Source organism: Nannocystis punicea, from assembly GCF_026965555.1.
Lineage (GTDB): Bacteria > Myxococcota_A > Polyangia > Nannocystales > Nannocystaceae > Nannocystis > Nannocystis punicea.
On record NZ_CP114040.1, the window covers coordinates 7896388 to 7913866 of the forward strand.

14 protein-coding genes and 2 pseudogenes are annotated in these 17479 nt (G+C 68.0%); 11 read left to right on the forward strand and 5 right to left on the reverse strand.

The genetic code is table 11. The features are described from left to right. Nucleotides 1-126 precede the first annotated feature (126 nt). The 3 genes from O0S08_RS30315 to O0S08_RS30325 all read left to right on the forward strand — a co-directional run bounded on the left by O0S08_RS30315 (nt 127) and on the right by O0S08_RS30325 (nt 3055). Entirely contained in the window at nt 127-525 is a 399-nt protein-coding gene (locus O0S08_RS30315) for a hypothetical protein (protein ID WP_269032831.1), read from the forward strand. Further along, nucleotides 522-2132: a tyrosinase family protein gene (locus O0S08_RS30320; RefSeq protein ID WP_269032832.1), complete on the forward strand. Its 1611-nt coding sequence runs from the start codon at nt 522-524 to the stop codon at nt 2130-2132. Before O0S08_RS30315 ends, O0S08_RS30320 begins: the two co-directional genes overlap by 4 nt. A 170-nt stretch (nt 2133-2302) precedes the next feature. Further along, nucleotides 2303-3055, forward strand: coding sequence for an SMI1/KNR4 family protein (locus O0S08_RS30325; RefSeq protein WP_269032833.1), 753 nt, complete (start codon nt 2303-2305; stop codon nt 3053-3055). Nucleotides 3056-3073: 18 nt separating this feature from the next. Here O0S08_RS30325 and O0S08_RS30330 read toward each other — a convergent pair whose 3' ends face one another. Together O0S08_RS30330 and O0S08_RS51340 are read right to left on the reverse strand one after the other, a co-directional pair. Further along, nucleotides 3074-4264 carry an ankyrin repeat domain-containing protein gene (locus O0S08_RS30330; RefSeq protein ID WP_269032834.1) on the reverse strand — a complete coding sequence of 397 codons (1191 nt, stop codon included), beginning with the start codon at nt 4262-4264 and terminating at the stop codon, nt 3074-3076. Between the two features lie 105 nt (nt 4265-4369). After that, nucleotides 4370-4564, reverse strand: a pseudogene (locus tag O0S08_RS51340) (hypothetical protein); the annotation flags it as partial. Nucleotides 4565-5168: 604 nt separating this feature from the next. On the opposite strand from O0S08_RS51340, the gene O0S08_RS30340 reads away from it, so the two are divergent. The 3 genes from O0S08_RS30340 (at nt 5169) to O0S08_RS30350 (ending at nt 7708) form a co-directional block, all read left to right on the forward strand. After that, nucleotides 5169-5603: a hypothetical protein gene (locus O0S08_RS30340; protein ID WP_269032836.1), complete on the forward strand. Its 435-nt coding sequence runs from the start codon at nt 5169-5171 to the stop codon at nt 5601-5603. A 185-nt stretch (nt 5604-5788) separates the two neighbouring features. Further along, complete coding sequence (locus O0S08_RS30345) at nt 5789-6724, forward strand: alpha/beta fold hydrolase (RefSeq protein ID WP_269032837.1); 936 nt, start codon at nt 5789-5791, stop codon at nt 6722-6724. 45 nt (nt 6725-6769) lie between these two features. Next, on the forward strand, nt 6770-7708 hold the full coding sequence (locus O0S08_RS30350) for an AraC family transcriptional regulator (RefSeq protein WP_269032838.1): 939 nt from the start codon (nt 6770-6772) through the stop codon (nt 7706-7708). A gap of 162 nt (nt 7709-7870) precedes the next feature. On the opposite strand, the gene O0S08_RS30355 is transcribed toward O0S08_RS30350, so the two are convergent. Beyond that, nucleotides 7871-8389: a hypothetical protein gene (locus O0S08_RS30355; protein ID WP_269032839.1), complete on the reverse strand. Its 519-nt coding sequence runs from the start codon at nt 8387-8389 to the stop codon at nt 7871-7873. A gap of 131 nt (nt 8390-8520) precedes the next feature. After that, nucleotides 8521-9948, reverse strand: coding sequence for a group II intron reverse transcriptase/maturase (gene ltrA, locus O0S08_RS30360; RefSeq protein WP_269032840.1), 1428 nt, complete (start codon nt 9946-9948; stop codon nt 8521-8523). A gap of 1117 nt (nt 9949-11065) precedes the next feature. On the opposite strand from ltrA, the gene O0S08_RS30365 reads away from it, so the two are divergent. The 3 genes and pseudogenes from O0S08_RS30365 (at nt 11066) to O0S08_RS30375 (ending at nt 15168) form a co-directional block, all read left to right on the forward strand. Continuing rightward, nucleotides 11066-11941, forward strand: coding sequence for a SpvB/TcaC N-terminal domain-containing protein (locus tag O0S08_RS30365; protein ID WP_269032841.1), 876 nt, complete (start codon nt 11066-11068; stop codon nt 11939-11941). A gap of 118 nt (nt 11942-12059) precedes the next feature. Next, nucleotides 12060-13505, forward strand: a complete 1446-nt coding sequence (locus O0S08_RS30370) for a hypothetical protein (protein ID WP_269032842.1) — start codon at nt 12060-12062, stop codon at nt 13503-13505. Nucleotides 13506-13730: 225 nt separating this feature from the next. Beyond that, nucleotides 13731-15168 (forward strand): annotated as a pseudogene (locus O0S08_RS30375) (IS1380 family transposase). Nucleotides 15169-15576: 408 nt separating this feature from the next. Here the strand turns inward: O0S08_RS30375 and O0S08_RS30380 are convergent. Then, complete coding sequence (locus O0S08_RS30380; protein ID WP_269032843.1) at nt 15577-15774, reverse strand: transposase domain-containing protein; 198 nt, start codon at nt 15772-15774, stop codon at nt 15577-15579. Between the two features lie 184 nt (nt 15775-15958). On the opposite strand from O0S08_RS30380, the gene O0S08_RS30385 reads away from it, so the two are divergent. Both O0S08_RS30385 and O0S08_RS30390 read left to right on the forward strand, forming a co-directional pair. Continuing rightward, nucleotides 15959-17005: an IS630 family transposase gene (locus O0S08_RS30385; protein ID WP_269032844.1), complete on the forward strand. Its 1047-nt coding sequence runs from the start codon at nt 15959-15961 to the stop codon at nt 17003-17005. Further along, on the forward strand, nt 17002-17322 hold the full coding sequence (locus tag O0S08_RS30390) for a hypothetical protein (RefSeq protein ID WP_269032845.1): 321 nt from the start codon (nt 17002-17004) through the stop codon (nt 17320-17322). The genes O0S08_RS30385 and O0S08_RS30390 overlap by 4 nt, the downstream gene beginning before the upstream one ends. The last annotated feature ends 157 nt before the right edge of the window (nt 17323-17479 follow it).

The window sequence follows — 17479 nt, forward strand, 5'->3', positions numbered from 1 at the left end:
GGAGGATGGAGTGCATCGGCGTAATGGAATGCATGGAGGCTGCTCGTGCAGGTGAACGATGATTCGGCCCGGCCTTGCAAGTGTCGAGCGACAGCCGCGCCTCGGGCCAATCCGGCCGACGTCGCGGTGGCGAGGGCGTCGCGGCCGCTGCTCACCGCGCTGCTGAGCGTCGTCCTCGCCTTCTTCCCCAAGTGCCCGATGTGTTGGGCCGCCTACATGAGCATGTTCGGCGGCGTCTGGCTGGCCCACACGCCGTATGTCGCGTGGCTGTACCCGCTGCTGCTCGGCCTCTTCGGCCTGAACCTGTTCATCTTGCTGAGGCGGGCCCCGCGGCGCGGCTACGGGCCCTTCTTCCTCGGCCTGACCGGCATCGCCGTCATTTTGGGCGCGCGGACCCTGCTCCCCGGCGATCGATGGCTCCTCTTCCTCGGCATGACGCTCATGGTGGCGAGCTCCCTCGTCTACAGCTTCACCGCCGACCGCTCCCCCCTCTCACAGCTCACCGGAAAGGAACAGACATCGTGACGACAAGCAGATCGTTGAGAGTTCGCAGGTCCATCCAGGAGATCCAGGACGAATACACGAAGGGCCGCAAGAAGCCCCTGGAGGACCTCATGCGCGCCTGGAAGGGCGTCAAGGAGCTGCCCCCGGAGGATCCGCGCTCGTTCTTCATGATCGGCGGCTTCCACGGCGAGCCCTTCCGCGGCGGCGGGTGGGGCAGCAACCTGTACTGGGGCGGCTACTGCAACCACGGCAACATCCTGTTCCCCACCTGGCACCGCGTATACCTGTTGAAGCTCGAGGAGGCGCTGCAGAGCATCAAGGGCTGCGAGGACGTCATGCTCCCCTACTGGGACGAGACCAGCGACGATTCCCTGAAGAGCGGGATCCCCTGGGCGCTGACGGTCGAGACCTTCGAGCTCGACGGCGCGACCATCCCGAACCCCCTGCGCTCGTTCGTGTTCCCCAAGAACATCGTCGACCACATCAACGGCGACAACCCGAACTACACCAAGCTCAAGGGCTACGAGACGGTCCGGTACCCGCTCTCGGGCCTCGTGGGCACGCCGCAGGATCGAGACGCGACCGCGGCCCACAACGCCAAGTTCCCCGACTACGAGGAGAACGTCCGGATCCTCGACGCCAACATCGTCAACTGGCTCACCTCCTACATCGTGGTGAACAACGAGAAGATCCCGACCAACGTGGCGCAGAAGTTCAAGGATTGCCTCGACGCGCCCAACTACACCGTCTTCTCCAACACGACCTCGGCGCAGCAGTGGAACGACGACCGCCTCGGCGACGGCTCACGGCCCGTCGTCGCCCTGGAGTCCCCCCACAACAGCGTCCACCTCGCGGTCGGCGGCTGCGACGTGCCGGGCTACGATCGGTCGCCGATCGACGGGGCCAACGGCGACATGGGCGAGAACGACACCGCCGGCCTCGACCCGATCTTCTTCTTCCACCATTGCAACGTCGATCGCGTGTTCTGGCTGTGGCAGAAGAAGCACGGCTTCACGGACAAGCTCGAGGTGATCGACGGCTACCCCGGCACGAACTCGGTCGACAGCCAGGGTCCCACGCCGGGGGTGGCCCCGAACGCGTGGCTCACTCTGGACTCGCCGCTCGCCCCGTTCAAGAAGCTCGAGAACGGCAAGGAGCGGGACTTCACCTCCCGCGATTGCATCAACATCGAACGGCAGCTCGGCATCACGTACAGCCACGGCTCCCTGGAAGAAGACGCCAAGCGCCCGGGCCCGCTGACGGCGGCCCCGCAGAGCGCCAGAGCGCTCCACGTCACGGGCATCAACCGCGCGCGGATCCGCGGCTCGTTCCTGGTCTCGGCGTTCGCCGTCATCGACGGCAAGCTCGAGCACATGGGCACCGAAGCCGTGCTGAGCCGGTGGAGCGTGCAGGGCTGCGCCAATTGCCAGACGCACCTCGAGGTCAAGGCGTCCTTCGACCTCAAGGGGCTCCACGCAGACACGCAATTCGCGGTGGTGGTGCACGGCCGCGACGGCGTGCTCTTCAGCAACGCGCCGGTCGAGCTGCCTTCGTCCGCGAAGCTGCCGGAGAGCCTGGTCGCCCAACCGCCGGCGAACCTGATCAAGGCGAAGATCGAGGTGCGGTAGCGCGGCGGAAAACGGACAGGTCCGGCGAACGAGGCTCCGGATTTGCGGGCGAGGACGCCGCCCGGAGCCTCGCCCGCGAGCGACCTGATTCGCCCCCCCGGCGCGAGCGTCAGGCACTCGTTCCTGCGACCCGTCCTCCCGCAGGTTCTGTGCGATAACGGGAGGGCCGAATGCAGCTACACGAGCTAGAACCCGAGATGGAGGAGTTCCTCGCACGGCTCGTCCCGGGGCTCTCGCCTGCCTGGAGCGGGGTGACGGCGGACGAGGTCGCACAGGTCGAGGATCTCGCAGGTCGCCCGCTCCCTCGCTTTTATCGCTGGTTCCTCCGACGCCTCGGACGTGACATGGGGCCGCTGCGCTACCGCAGCCTTGATTTTTCCCCGGCTCAGATCGTGGCGGCGTACTCCGAGGGCCTCGTGGAACGCGGGCGCCGCTACCTGCTGATCGGCCGCGACCTCGGCCCCGCGACGCCGAGCCACGCGTTCTACGACCTCGACCAGCCGGTGCGCGACGATGCGATGGTGGTGTCGGGAGAGGCGCTCGACGACGAGCTGGAGCCGAGCTTCGAGACGTTTCGCGAGATGCTAGCGTGGGGGGCGCTGCTCACCCATGGGATCCAGCGGCATCCGCAGCGCTGTGTCGGAGTCCTGAAGGATCGCGACGGAGATGTCCGCGCGCGCCTCGATCCCGTGCTGCACAGCCTCGGCTTCGCCTGTCCGATCGCTGCCGGGCGCTGGTGCGGCGTGTATCGTGGGCCGCACGCCGACATGATCAGCAAGGTCTCACCGGCGGTCGAACCGAGGCTTCACGTGTTCCGGATCGGCGCCACCGACTCGACGACGATTCGCAGGATTCTCGGCGAGATCGTGAGTGAGACCTCGCTCGAGCTGAAGATCGACGGCTGGCAGCCGGAGCTCGCGTGAGCGCCCTAGGCGCAATCGTCAGCGGCCCGCGAGGCCGCCGAGGAAGGCCGCGACCTCCTTGCGGCGACGCGAGCGCGCGTGGGCGGCGGCGTCCTTGCCTTTCTCGTCGACGGCGTCGACCTTGGCGCCGGCCTCCAGGAGCCGCTTCACCAGCGTCATGCTGCCGAACTGCGCGGCCTTCATCAGCGGCGTCTCGCCGTACCAGGGGACATTGGGGTCCGCGCCGGCGCGGAGCAGGCTCTCCAGCATCGACAGGTAGTCGGCCTCGGGAGCATGGTCCGAGAAGGTCGCGCCGTTGAGCATGTCCGCGATGATGCTCTCGGGAGCGCCGTACTTCTCGACCAGCGGGATGGCGCCGCGCTCCAGCAGGAGCGCGACGCTGCCGGCCGCGGCGGCGCTGATCGCATAGCCGAGGATGCGGCCGCCGGGGCCGCAGGTGTTGGCGTCGACGCCGGCGTCCAGATAAGCCCGCACGACGTCCGTGTGCTTCTTCTGCATCGCCGGGATGATGAGCGGCTCATCGTACTGGTTGCGGACGTCGAGGAGCTTCTTGTCGGCCGCGAGCAGGCGGGAGACAGTCGCCGCGTCGCCGGCCTCGACGGCGGCGAACAGCGCCTCCTCCGTCGTCGTGCCCTTGGCGCGTTGCTTGCGACGCTCGAGGAAGCCCGACTCGTCGAACGCGAGCGTGCCGTCCTCGAGATCGTTGCGGTAGTCGACGAGGTATTCGCCCAGGTCCGCGGAGAGGGGGCCGAGGGGGCCCTCGGTCTTCTCCCACTTGATGATCTGGCCCAGGGTCCCGCCCGGGCCCGGATCCATGTCGGCGCAGATCAGGTTGCCGCCGCCGTCTTCCGCGACGGGGATGAAGCCGCGGCTCCACCACACGAAGCGGATCTGGTCGTCCTTCTTGTCGAGCGCGCGCGGCTTCGCCTTCTTGAACGCGCCCTCCTCGACGAGCTCGTTGAGGCCGCGCCACCGGTCGCGGGCAAGCGGGAGCTCGAGCAGCGTGTACTCCATGAAGCTCCGGCTCGGATGGGCGAAGCCGCCGCCGAAGTGCGCACGCAAGGAGTCCTCGAACGCCTCGCCGTACTCCCGCTCCCAGTCGGCGAGGGCCGCGCTCGTGTCCTCGCGCTTCTCCGGCAGCTCGGGGCGGTAGTTCTCCGAGTCGTTCTCGGCGAACCAGGCGTCCACGAACTTCCAGTGGTCGGCCATGATCTCCACCAGCGACGTGGGGAAGCTGCCGCCCGCCGACGCGTTCGTCGCGATCTTCTTTGCGGGCGCCTTGCTCGCCTTCTTCGCGGCCGTCTTCTTCACGGCAGTCTTCTTCGCCGCCGTCTTCTTCGCGGCCGTCTTCTTCACGGCAGTCTTCTTCACGGCAGTCTTCTTCACGGCAGTCTTCTTCGCGGCCGTCTTCTTCGCCGCCGTCTTCTTCGCAGCCGTCTTCTTCGCCGCCGCCTTCTTGACCGACGTGGCCTTCGATGCGGATGGTTTCGACTTCGCCGTCTTCTTCATCGAATCTCCCGGAGCTCGGCAGAGGGGGGTTAGGCGCCGAGGATGAATCCCAGTGATGATGCAGCGCAGCGTGTTCTACGAGATGAGCAGTGGGGATGGCAAGCGCTCCTGCGTCCCCTTCACAATCCCGCCTGCGCCATGCCGGGCCGCTTCCCTGGGTCCCCGTCCAGGCGCTTCCCGATGGCGACGAGGCCGTCGTCACCAACGCATGCGGGGCGCGAGCTCTGGCTGGACAGCAGTGAACGCATCGCCCACCTCCCAAGTCGGTCGAGGCCGCCGGAGCTCGTCCATCGGCTCGCGCACATCCCGCGGCGGTCGGCTCACTACCAGCATCGCGTCACGACGATCGGCTCGTGCATCGTGAAGTCGAACGATTCGTCCCGCCACACGAGATTCCGGTCGCACGGCGCGAAGGAATGCGAATCCTCGTGGCAGATCGAGCCGCGCATTGATGGCACCGACGCGAATGTCGAGCCTGCCAATCTCTCGCTCGCCCGGGGACGAGCAGTGCGGCGGCGGAAGGGGGCGGAAGTCCGCGCGCCATCGCGTCGCAACAGAAGACACGACCGAGACCCGCCAGGTCGAACCGGGCATACTCCTGCGCGTGCACGAGCTCCTCGACGCCCTCGCCACCCCGCTGCGCGCCCTCGCCTGCGCCGCGGCCGACGCCCACGTCTCGGCGCACCCGCGTGGGTTCGAGCTCTACGCAGTGCCGCTGCCCGAGGCCGAGCTGCGCGCGGTCGTCCGCGACTGGGAGGTCGACGACTGGGACTGGCTCTGCGGTGAAGTCCGCGGCCTGGCAGTGGCACACCTCCGCACCCTGCAGAGCGCAGGGACGATCGACGCAGTGACCGTGGGCGCGACCACCCCGGCGTGGCGAGCGGCCGCCCGCGGCGCTGCGCATCCCCTCGTGCGCCTGCTGGCCGACGCCGAGTTCGGCGGCGCGCGGACGGACGAGGTGACGGCCGCCCTGGCCGCGGCCGCCGCGCTGCCAGGGGCCGACCCCGAACGCCCGATCCTGGTGCGCACGGCGGTGTGATCTCGGCCTGACCTTTCAGACAGGTGTCGCGCGCGACCGCGACCCCCGCGCTCGCCGAGCGCAGGAACGGTCAAACGTCGCGGCGCCCGCGAAATTACAGTCCGCGAGCCGGCCGGGCGGCGACCGCCCGCGACCGGACGAACCGCGAGACCGCGGGCGAACGCCCGCAGCGAAAGGAGACCTGCATGAGACCCGTCGATCGAAACGACGTCGGCCCCCCCGAGGAGCGGGCGACGGGCGTCGGCCCCCACTGCATCGACGTCGCCTACCAGCGCTTCGGCGACCCGGCCGCGCCGCCCGTCCTGATGATCATGGGACTCGCCGCACAAATGGTGAACTGGCCCGATTCACTCTGCCACGAGCTCGCCGGCCGCGGCCTGCACGTCATCCGCTTCGACAACCGCGATTCGGGGCGCTCCACTCACCTCACCGGCGCGCCCCCGGCGAATCTGCCGGCGGCGCTGGCGGGCGACCTCTCCTCCGCCAGCTACACCCTCAGCGACATGGCCGCGGACGCGATCGGCCTGCTGGACGCGCTCGGCATCGCCAGCGCGCACCTCGTCGGCGCGTCGATGGGCGGCGAGATCGCCCAGACCGTCGCCATCGAACACCCCGGACGGGTCCGCTCGCTGACATCGATCATGGCGACGACCGGCCAGGCGGGCGTCGGCCAGCCCGATCCCGCGGTCCTGCCCGTCCTGTTCGGCGGACCCCCCGCGACGACCCGCGACGAAGTGATCGCGCAGGCGCTCCGGGCCGCCCGCGTCGTGGGCTCGACCGGCTTCGCCATCGACGAGGCCGAGCTCGCCGCGCGCGCGGGCCGAGCTTTCGACCGCGGCTACGACCTGCATGGCATCACTCGCCAGGCGGTCGCCCAGGTCGCCTCCGGCGATCGCACCGCCCGCCTCCGCGCCCTCGACCTGCCGACTCTCGTCATTCACGGCCTCGCCGATCGCATGCGCGATCCGAGCGGCGGCCGGGCGACCGCGGCGGCCATCGCCGGGGCCGAGCTGTGGCTCGTCGACGGCCTCGGTCACGACCTGCCGCCCGGGCTGCGGCCGGAGCTGGCGCGCCGGATCGCCGCCCACGTCGAGCGCGCCGAGGCTCGCCGCGTCCAGTAGGCAGCGAGCCGGCCGGCGCCTATCCTTCGCGCGAGAGGAGCTGCGATGTCCGACCGGCTCTCCGCGCACGAGGAGAAGGCGCTCGCCTACGCACAGGCGCACCTGGGGGCGATCGCCTTCATCGATCGGCACCTCTTTGAGCCGCTGGATCTCGAGCGGGTCGCCCGTGCCGCCGGCTACTCGACCTCGGAGTTCTCGCGTCGCTTCGCGGCGATGCAGGGCGAGAGCGTGATGGCCTACGTGCGCGGGCGACGGCTCGAGACGGCGGCCGCGCGGATCCTCGCGGACCCGGACGCGCGGCTCATCGACCTGGCGATCGAGTGCGGGTTCACCTCGCAGGCGGCCTTCACCCGCGCCTTCACCCGCGCCTTCGGCGAGGCGCCGGGCCGGCTGCGTCGTTGCGCCGACGACTCGCCGCCGCAACGCCGACGACGCGCGGGGCCGGTCGCGAGCACCCCGGTGCTCGACGAGCGGATCGAGCAATTGCCGGAGCTCGAGCTGTTCGGCATGAGCGCACGATTCACGCCGGCGAACTACGTCGAGCTCGCCGGCCTGTGGGAGCGGCTCGTCGCGCTGCGGCAGGCGGCCGGCGGCAGTCGCCGGGACGAGAACTTCGCGGTCTTCCTCGACCGCGAGCCGGGCGGGACCTTCGAGTACTTCGCCGCGTGGCGCGCGTGGTCGGAGGCAGCGCCGGCGCCGCTCGAGCGCGTCACGCTCCCTGCGGGCCGCTACCTCGTGTTCCGTCACCGCCTGCGGGAAGGGCCCCTCCTGCCCCAGCTGACGGCGGGGCAAGAGGCGCTGGACCGGGTCCGCCGCCGCGAGGGAATCGCGTGGGACTTCGAGCGCCACCCCGCGAATTTCGGCGTGGTGTGCAGGTGGATCGATCATTACCTGCCGCTCGACGAGACAGCGCGCCGCGTCGCGCCCCGGCCGCCCGCGACCCGCGAGCCGGCCCGAACGGCCCGAACGTTCGTCCTCGCGTGATGTCGACGGCATGAGCCGAAGGGACGGCGATCCAATCAGTGGTCCCAAAGGCCAGCCTGGAATACGCCGACGCCAACGGCGACTTTGCGCGGGCAGGGCCCGCGGGACGCCGATGTCGAATGCGCGAGCATGCTCGATGATCGCCTTGCCGCCGCGCCCACTTCAGAACCCCCGCCCCTGGCCATCGCCCGCGCTCCACAGCGCTGCGGTCCGCTCGCCGAGCGACACTTCCGAGAGCGCAGCGAGATCGCTGACGAGGAGTTCCGCGATCACCCGGGCCGCTCGGCGGTAGAGCGCCGGGTCGAGGTCGACGAGGAGCACTCGCGCGCGGTCGAATCGGAGCACGCCCGGCACATTCGAGGCTACGGCCCCCGCCAGCGCGCCGGTGAGGATCTCGTCGATCAGCGTGGCGCCGAGGGGGCGCCCGTCGACGACCTCGATGCGAAGCTGATCGCGGCCTGGCAGCAGCGATGCCCCGAGGCAGGTGTAGCTCGCGCTCGTCCCGGTTTGCCACGCGTGCTGGAGCACGCAGCGCCGCTCCAGCACCGGCGTGCCGGCACGTCCTGGGAGCGTGGCGGTCCGGACCTCTCCGGTCCCGTAGGCGCCGCAGGTCCACGCGTCGGCGCCGTCATCGCCCTCGCCGCCAACCCAGACCCAGCCGTGAGGAAAGGTCGCCCGCACTGGTAGATCCTACCCTTCCTTCGGTCTTGCCGAGTACGGCTGTTGCCCCGGAGGAAGGGCAGGACCCCCGTTCAAACCGTGCATGCGGATTTCCCGCACACGGCTTACCGGTGGACTTTCGGGCCGTTGCATTACGCTGCCTCCGGGTACTGCACGGTCCCCCGCAGACGATGGAGGCCGTGGTTGTGGAAGAAGTCGCGTGTCCAGACCTTGGCCTCCCCCGCGTGGAGATGTCGACCTTTGCGCTTCACCATGAAGGCGCGGAGTCGACTCCATACGTAGGTGTCGATCTGGTTGAACTTCGCGGCGGCGTTCCCGGTGAGGAAGTAGTTGGCCCAGCCGCGCAGCACCGGATTGATGTCGCGGATGATCACCCGCACATCTTTGACCCCGTGGCGGTTACGACCGGTCAGCTCCTTCACACGCTGTCGCACCCGCGTCAAGCTGCGCGTCGAAGGCCAGCGCTGGAGGAAGTACGCTCTGCGGCGTTCCTTCTCCCAGATCGGACCGGACATGCGCTTACGCAGGTGACAGCCGAGGAAGTCGAAGCCTTGCCGTCCCCGGCTCAGCTCGACGCGCCTCGTCTTCTCGGGATGCAGCTCGAGTCGAAGTCGACGCAGGATCTCGCGGACCCTGACCTCGGCCTCCTCGCACGCCTTCCTGGTCCTGCACAGGATCACGAAGTCATCGCAGTAGCGCACGAGCTCGCCCAGGTGGGCGTGCCGTCGCTGCCACAACTTGTCGAGGACGCCGAGGTAGATGTTCGACAGCAGCGGTGAGATGACCCCGCCCTGGGGTGTCCCCGAGAGCATCGCCGTCACCTCGCCGTCTTCCATCACCCCGGCTTCGAGCCATTGCCGCACCAGCTTGAGGACCCTTCGATCCGAGATCCGCATCTCGACGAGCTTCATGAGTCGCTCGTGATCGATGCTGCCGAAGTAGTCGCGGATGTCGGCGTCGAGCACATGGTTTCCACCTCGCGCTCCCAACACGCGCAGGCGCTCGAGCGCCTGCGTCGCGCTGCGCTTCGGCCGGAAGCCATACGAGCACGGAAGGAAGTCCGCCTCGAATATCGGCTCCAACACCAGCTTCGCCGCCATCTGCACCACTCGGTCCCGGACTGTCGGGATCCCCAGCGGCCGCTTCTTCCCGTCCGCCTTCGGGATGTACCGCCGCATGACCGCGCTCGGCCGGTACGTCCCCGCCTCGAGCTCTGCACCGATCTCTTCGAGGAAGCGATCGACGCCGAGCTCTTCCACCTCGGCCAGCGTCTGGGCATCGATGCCCGCTGACCCCCTGTTCTTCTTCACCCGCCTCCATGCTTCCTTCAGGACGTCACGCCTGAAGATGCGGTCGTACAGCGCATGGAAACGTCTTCCCGGATGCCGCTTGGCTGCGGCCCACAGTCGGCGTCGAAGTTCTCGCACTTTGTCACGTGGCCTGCGCCGCGTGGGGTTGTTGGGACCTGTCCTGCAGGCCATGCCCTCGCGCTTACCTTCTTCTCCGACACGACCACCCCAGGGGCCCTTCCCTCCGGCGGCGTTGTTCTGCGCCGCCATCGCCGGTACTACGACCCCCTCGGACTCCCGCTGCACAGCGCTCGACTTCGCCTTCGGCTTATACGAGCCACCTTGCCCCGACACGGGCCGTGCAGACGGGCCTCTCCTGTTCCGCATCGCTCCTTGAACGCGTGCTGCGCCCCCTACCCCGGGTGGACCCCCCGCGCTTTCTGTTCCGGACTCGTGCGCGGTGGACGTGGCCTTCGCCGCGAAGTGATCGGCTCGGCTCCCCCATTGTTTCTCTGACGAGGCTGCAGGCTTCACTTGATGTTGCGGCCCGCGTTCTTGCTCCCTCCGTAGAGGCTCTTGACGCCCCGCTCGGGCCGCGAGGATCTCTCCTCGCGCCTGGGGCCTGCTACCGGGCGCTCCGGCGCTTACCCGGACGGGACTTTCACCCGCTGGAACGGTGCAGCATGACGCGGCCGACCCGCCCCCTCCGGGGTCCTGCTCGTCCGTGTCTTCAGGACGCACCACCGAAACAGTGTACCAGGGGGGAGGACCCGACGATATGCCCGACGCGGCCTATCACGAGGCCGATCTTCCTTCTCGACGCGCCCGTACGACGGGCAAGAAAACGTCATGCAGGAGGATCGCTGGCACTACCAGCACGCGATGACGAGGATGAAGGTCCACACGGACTCCATCCGGCATTCCCGCGCCCAGGAGGCGGACGCCTATCCCTTCGTAGGCGGCGGCATGCTCGGTTCGTGGTGTTCGCTATCGTGGCGGTGTGAAGCACCAGGAAGCCGACCCTCGGACTCGCACGGACAGCAGATTCACACGACCTGAGATTCGCTGACGCCGCATCGCTCCCGCCACGCTCGCACCTCGCCCACGCTCGTGATCGCTGCCTCGCCGGGCTGCACGAGCACTGCGTAGCCCTGGAGTCGTCGAAGGTCAGGGCGAATGGCGGGCTGGTGAGGATAACCATGTTCATGAGCTTCCCGGGGGTTGTGGCGCGGCCCACATCGATTCCGTGCTCCCCGGCATCGAGGGCGATTTCGTCCCCCAGCCGACTGGCGTTCCGCGTACAAGGAACATGAGACCCCATACGGAGGAGAGCAGAATGTTGCGGTCTCGAAGCTTCACAACGCTCATGCGCGGCTCCCTCATTGTCGTGTCCCTCTCGGCAGGCATCGCTGCGACGGCGAACGCAGCGACCGACAAGAAGGAGACCACGAAGAAGTCCTGGACCATTGACGCGTCCCACGGGACCTACGGTGATAGGATCCCGATCGAGGTCCCGGCGTTCCGCGGGATCACCCCTGAGCTGGCCCTGACTTATGATTCGTCGGGCGAAAACGGCGAGTCGGGTGTGGGCTGGAGCCTCGACGGCGCCGGCGTCGTCGAGCGGGCGAGCCCGGGCAAGGGCGCCCCGAACTACGACGCCACCGACATCTTCCTGCTCGACGGCAAGGAGATGGTCGCTTGCGCCCCCGGTAGCGTGAGTCCGAGCTGTACGACCGGGGGCACGCATTCGACCAAGGTCGAGAACTACGAGCGTATCGCGCTCTCCGGCACGGGAGTCGACAGCCGCTGGACCATCACGGCCAAGGACGGCGTCAGACGCGTGTATGCCCCGGTCTTCACCGTGGGTGGCACCGACGTCTTCCGGTGGGGCCTCGAGCAGGTCATCGACACGATGGGCAACGTCGTGACGTACGACTGGGGCGTCGACCAGTTCGGCTGTTGCTGGGAGCACCTGAATTCGGTCAGCTACAACGGCACCACCGTCACCTTCCATTACGAGACGCGGCCGGATCTGGAGCGCGCGGCGGTCGGCAAGGGCACCATGCGCACGGGCCAGGGCCGCCTCAAGACGGTCGACGTGGCGGTCAGCGGCAGCCGCCTGCGCGCCTACAAGCTCAGCTACACCGAGAGCGCCGTCACGTCGCCGGCGAGAGCGTCCAGATCGACGGTGATCGTCCGACGGGCGAGCTCGGCCGTTGTGTCGAGGGCGTGCTCACGGCCCACCCGCCGCAGCGGGCCGTGACCATCAAGCTGTAACCCCGTCGGACTCGAACTGGCGTGCGAGTCGCCGGAGAAGAGCGTAAGTATACGTCGAACCGCATCGTGACGGCGTGGCCGGGCCCAGACTACACTGGCGGGGCATGGCCGGCGAGCGTGACGGCGCGGAACGTTCTAGCGAGGAAGCCGACAGCGCCGCGCTACGCCGTCCACGGAAAGGTTCCATTTTTGCATCCGAGGTCCCGCCTGGCGCCGTTTGCGCTGATGCGATGGACGGGAACCTCTGTGCCGGCCAGGTGTCGTCGCCGCCGATGGAAATAGCGACACGACAGTGGAGCCTCGCCAGACGGCTGGGGCTGGTTTTCCTGGTCACCTTGATGGCCCTGTACAATGGACCGATCATGGTCTCGGCGGTCCCCGTGCTGGGGGAACTCTTCGTCGCCGGCTGGATGGCGCTGGCGTCGGTGCTCGTCCCGGTGTTCGGCGGGTTGCTCGGGCTCACCGAGCCGATCGCCATGTCGGTGGCCAACAGCGGCGACTCCTTGTGGTCCCACGTGCAGCTGTTCGGATTCGCGGTGATCTCGGCCTTCGTGGCGCTCGTCGCCGCGGCGCTCGACCGCAGCCGGATCGATCACGCGCGGCTCTACGCGGGGCTACGGGTGTTCCTCCGCTATGCGCTGGCGCTGGCGATGTTTCGCTACGGCTTCGCCAAGCTGGTGGGCAGCCAATTCATGGCACCGAACCCCATCACGCTGTCGCGGACCTACGGCGATTCGTCGCCGATGGGGCTCCTGTGGACGTTCATGGGCTACTCTCCGACGTACCAGGCGTTCAGCGGGCTGGCCGAGATTGCCGCGGGCGTGCTGCTGCTGTCGCGGCGAACGACCGCGCTGGGGTCGCTCCTGGCCTGCGGCGTGCTCGCCAACGTGGTGATGCTCAACCTGTGCTACGACGTGCCGGTCAAGCAGTTCTCGGCGCAGCTCCTGCTGATCGCGGTGCTCCTCGTGCTGCACGACGCCCGCCGGCTCGTCGACGTGTTCGTCCGCAACCGCCCGGTCGCGGCCGAGCCAGACCCACCGGGACCCGGGCGTACCCGGCAGCGTGTGGCCTGGGCGGCCAAGGGCGCGTTCGTTACCCTGGTGCTCGTGAACGTGGCCCGTGCGCACCTGATGACCGCAGAAATGCAGGCACAGGCCGCGCGCGGGCCGCTGTACGGCGCCTGGGAGGTCGAGTTCTTCGCGCTCGACGGCGAGGAGCGACGACTGCGGCCCGACGACGCGGTCCGCTGGCGCCAGCTCGTGATCCCGGCCTATCCGTGGGCCCTGGTGCGACCGGTCCGGGGCGACGCGACCGCGTTCGGCTACGCGTACGACGAGACGGCCGGCACGCTCACGCTCACGGAGCACCGCGACGGCGAGGCGCACGACTACGTGCTGCAAGCGTCGCAGCCCACGCCCGACCAACTGGTGCTGAGCGGACCGATCGCGCAGGGAGACCTCCATGCCCGGCTGTGGCGGGTCCCCGACGATACGTCGGTATTGATGGCACGCACCTTCCGGTGGATCCAGGAGGGGAATTTCAACCGCTGAGCGGCCCGGCGAGATGCCATCTCATGGTGGCGCGGAGCCCGTCCACGCCTTTTAGCGCGGCGGGGTCCGGCGCAGTGCATTCGCCCAACGGTGAGGCCGAACTGGTCGGCCGGCGGTGCCTGTCCTGAGGAGCATGACCTGGAGGTCATCGCCTAGTCCGGATTTCTCACCACGGGAAGGAATTCCGGCCGTACTTCCCGAGTTCGAGCGGGTGTGAAACGATTGCTGACCACCCAGGGGTACGGCCGGAACACGACAAGGTGTATCCGCACCGAGTTCGATTTTCAACCGGCCGGGCGGAGGCGCGTCGAGGCCGCTTTTGACGGCGGACGGGTCAGCTCGGACGGCGGCCTGCTGTTGCTGCGCGAGTTGACCGAGAGTTCAGGTGTGTTCCGGGACTTCGCCTCCTGCTTCCGGGACCACCGTGACCCGAGCCGCGTCGAGCACACCGTCGAGGAACTGCTCGCACAGCGCGTGCTGGGCCTGCTGTGTGGTTACGAGGACCTGAACGACCACGACATGCTCCGCGATGATGCCTTGCTCGCGCTGGCGGTAGGCAAGATCGATCCGACCGGCGAACAGCGCAAGCGGGAGCGCGACCGGGGGCACGCCCTGGCCGGCAAGAGCACGCTGAACCGCCTGGAGCTGGCGAAGCCCACGGTGGCCGGCGACGAGCGCTACAAGAAGATCAGCTACGACGACCACGGGATTCAGCGCCTCTTCGTCGACACCTTCCGCGCACGATCGGCCGCCCGCCGAGATCGTCCTCGATCTCGACGCGACGGACGACCCCGTACATGGCAAGCAGGAGGGTCGCTTCTTCCACGGCTTCTACGACAGCTACTGCTACCTGCCGCTGTACGTCTTCTGCGGCGACTTCCTCCTCGGCGCCGCGCTGAACACCGCCGACAAGCAGCCAGTGAGCGGCGCGGTCGAGGAGCTCGAGAGGATCGTCAGTCAGCTCCTCGCCCGCTGGCCCGACGTCCGGATCATCGTGCGCGGCGATTCCGGCTTCTGCCGCGACGAGGTCATGCGCTGGTGCGAGGAGAACGGGCTCTTCTTCGTCCTCGGCCTGCAGAAGAACTCGCGCCTGATCGCCGAGATCGAGGGCGAGATGAAGCAGGCCCGCGCCATCTCCGAGCAGACCGGCAAGGAAGCGCGCGTTTTCAAGGACTTTCGCTACGAGACCAACCGGACGTGGTCACGAGAGCGCCGGGTGGTCGGCAAGGCCGAGTACACGACGGACAAGGAGAATCCTCGCTTCGTCACCACCAACCTCTCACCCGACGAGTACGACGCGCGCTCGCTCTACGAGGACCTCTACTGCGCTCGCGGAGACATGGAGAACCGGATCAAGGAACAGCAGCTCGGCCTCTTTGCCGACCGCACCAGCGCTCACACGCTGCGCGCCAACCAGCTCCGCCTGTGGCTCTCATCCGTCGCTTACATGATCCTCAACGAGCTCCGACGAATCGCCCTCGCCGGCACCGAGCTCGCCCATGCCCAGGTCTCCACGATCCGCACGCGGCTGCTCAAGATCGGTGTCGTCGTCACCGCCTCGGTCCGCAGGATCCGCGTCTCCCTAAGCTCGGTTTTCCCACTCCAGCACGTGTGGTGGCGCGTCCTCGAGAACCTCCACCGTCATCACGTCATGAGACGCTGAAGGCCCTCGCCGTCCGTCACACAATGGTGCGCTGCACTCGCGCCGGGATTCGTCTGTCCTTATGCACAGGTCACCCAAAACGCGTAGCCGGCTTTGTAATCCCTCTTACAGCTCGATCTCGCGCCAGCCCCGGGCGTAACGAGCGCGGCCTAGCGACTCACGTCCACGGCATCCAACAACCTCCCGCCAAGCCGCCTGACAGCCGCTTGGCGGGCCCCACCTATCCGTGGTGAGAAATCCGGGCTAGCTCGCGCGCGCGGCCGCAGGCGCGCGCGCCGTCGTTCGACGGGCAGACTTGGACGTTCCGCTTGTCTCGACGGTCCGGAGGCCGGCGGCCTGAAAGCTTGTATCCGTCCGGCGAGCTGCGTTCCCGGTTGAGCCGCCGTTCGGCTACACCTCGTTCGAATGCTACCCGAGCGACATGCGGCGGAAGACGTTGGCGGCGAGGCGCTGCTGAGCGTCCTCCTGTTTCAGAGTCTCCGGCCAGAAGGCCGGCGCGAGCTCGAAGACGCGGCGCAGGGGCCAGGACGGGAGCAGGCACAGCAGGTCGCGGAGATAGGCCCAGGGCTCGATGCGGTGGAGCTGGCAGCTCGCCAGGAGCGACACGAAGAGCGTGTCTACATGCACCTAGTACTGCCTGCCCGAAGTTCTCCAGGGGTTCTGTCCTGGATCCATCGCCAGGGCGGTATAGGCGGTGGAATAGGCGAGGCGCGAAAACGATCTCGTCGATGTGCCAGGCCCACGAGCACAACGGCTTCGTTTGGCACCTTCGGTCCGTGACGAACTGGAGGTGCTGGCCCGGAGTGGCCGCGCCGAGGCACGCCTCGTACTCCGGGCGAGGCTCGTGCTCCTCGCTGCCGAAGGGCACTCAAACCAGGAGATTGCGCGGAGATTGGGCTGCCACGTGGACACGGTGAGGGTGTGGCGTGGGCGCTTCGCGCGTGATGGGCGAGTCGTGACGCTCGAGGATCGTCCGCGAAGTGGGCGACCTCCTCGGGTATCGCCGGCGACACGCTGCAAGCTCATCAAACTCGCCTGTGACAAGCCTGCCAGGCATGGCCAGCAGACCCGTTCGACGTGGACATATGCGACCTTGGCAAGGCGCCTGCTTCATGAGACAGGTGTCGGGCTCAGCGTGTCCGAGGTGGGGCGAATCTTGCGCAACGAGGATTTCCGGCCGCACAAGATGAGGCTCTGGCTGCACAGCCCCGACCCCGACTTCTGTCGCAAGGTTCAGCGCATCTGCGATCTCTACCATCATCCCCCGGACGGAGCTCATGTGCTCTGCGTCGACGAGAAGACCGGCATGCAGGCGCTCGGACGGAGATTTCCCAGCAAGCTCCCCGCGCCCGGCCGCGCGGGCCGTTTCGAGTTCGAGTACGTCCGCCGCGGTACCTGGTCGTTGTTCGCGGCCTTCGACGTCCGCACCGGTGAAGTCCTGGGCGAGTGCAAGCCGCAACGACGGGCCGAGGACCTCTTGGACTTCATGGAGAGCCTTGCCCGCAAATATCCTACCGGCCAGCTCTACGTCGTCTGGGATAACCTCAACATCCACTATGAGGGTGCGGACCAGCGTTGGGCTCGCTTCAACCGGCGTCACGGCGACCGCTTCCACTTCGTATACACGCCGATCCATGCCTCGTGGGTCAACCAGATCGAGATCTGGTTCTCGCTGCTGCAGCGCCGCGTCCTTCGTTACGCCGACTTTCCTTGCGCCGGAGCCTTGCCCCGCGCCGTGATGAGCTTCATCCGGCGCTGGAACAGCGACGAAGCGCACCCGTTCAACTGGACCTTCCGCGGTCACTTCGTCCACACTCAGCGGCACCACGCCGCATGAGCCGTCCACGCACCACCCGCAACGCCGCTGCGAAATCGGACGATGACGCTCGCGCTGTCGAGCAGTTCCTGCGCCAACACCAGGGCCTCGCACATATCCGTGTCCGGCATCGCGCCCCGCTCATCACCCTCGAGTCCGGCCCCACCCACGATCCGATCCCGCACGCGCGCCTGCGCCGTCTCGCCGCCAACTTGTGGCAGCTGGAGATGGCTACCCATACCGGGCGCTGGGAACCAACACCCTTCCGCGCCTCTCGCGACGAACTGCTCGAGCTGCTCCTCGGCAACTTCGGCTGGACCCTTGCAGAGAGGGCCTAGCAACCCCTGGAGAACTTCGGGCCGGATGTACTAGCCCCCTCCGGCGCTCGAGCGAGCACTCAACAACAGCGCGGCCGGTCTCGCCACCAAGTCGAGCTCGCTCGGCGCTCGATAGACGCACCGCGGTTTACCAGTTCTTCAGGCAGCCCTGGTCTTT

Bases quoted from the DNA above. Each gene is read 5' to 3' on its own strand.
- O0S08_RS30325 (WP_269032833.1), top strand. From the start codon at position 2,303: ATGCAGCTACACGAGCTAGAACCCGAGATGGAGGAGTTCCTCGCACGG.
- O0S08_RS30330 (WP_269032834.1), bottom strand. From the start codon at position 4,264: ATGGCCGACCACTGGAAGTTCGTGGACGCCTGGTTCGCCGAGAACGAC.
- O0S08_RS30345 (WP_269032837.1), top strand. From the start codon at position 5,789: ATGAGACCCGTCGATCGAAACGACGTCGGCCCCCCCGAGGAGCGGGCG.
- O0S08_RS30350 (WP_269032838.1), top strand. From the start codon at position 6,770: ATGTCCGACCGGCTCTCCGCGCACGAGGAGAAGGCGCTCGCCTACGCA.
- ltrA (WP_269032840.1), bottom strand. From the start codon at position 9,948: ATGGCGGCGCAGAACAACGCCGCCGGAGGGAAGGGCCCCTGGGGTGGT.
- O0S08_RS30370 (WP_269032842.1), top strand. From the start codon at position 12,060: ATGGCCGGCGAGCGTGACGGCGCGGAACGTTCTAGCGAGGAAGCCGAC.
- O0S08_RS30390 (WP_269032845.1), top strand. From the start codon at position 17,002: ATGAGCCGTCCACGCACCACCCGCAACGCCGCTGCGAAATCGGACGAT.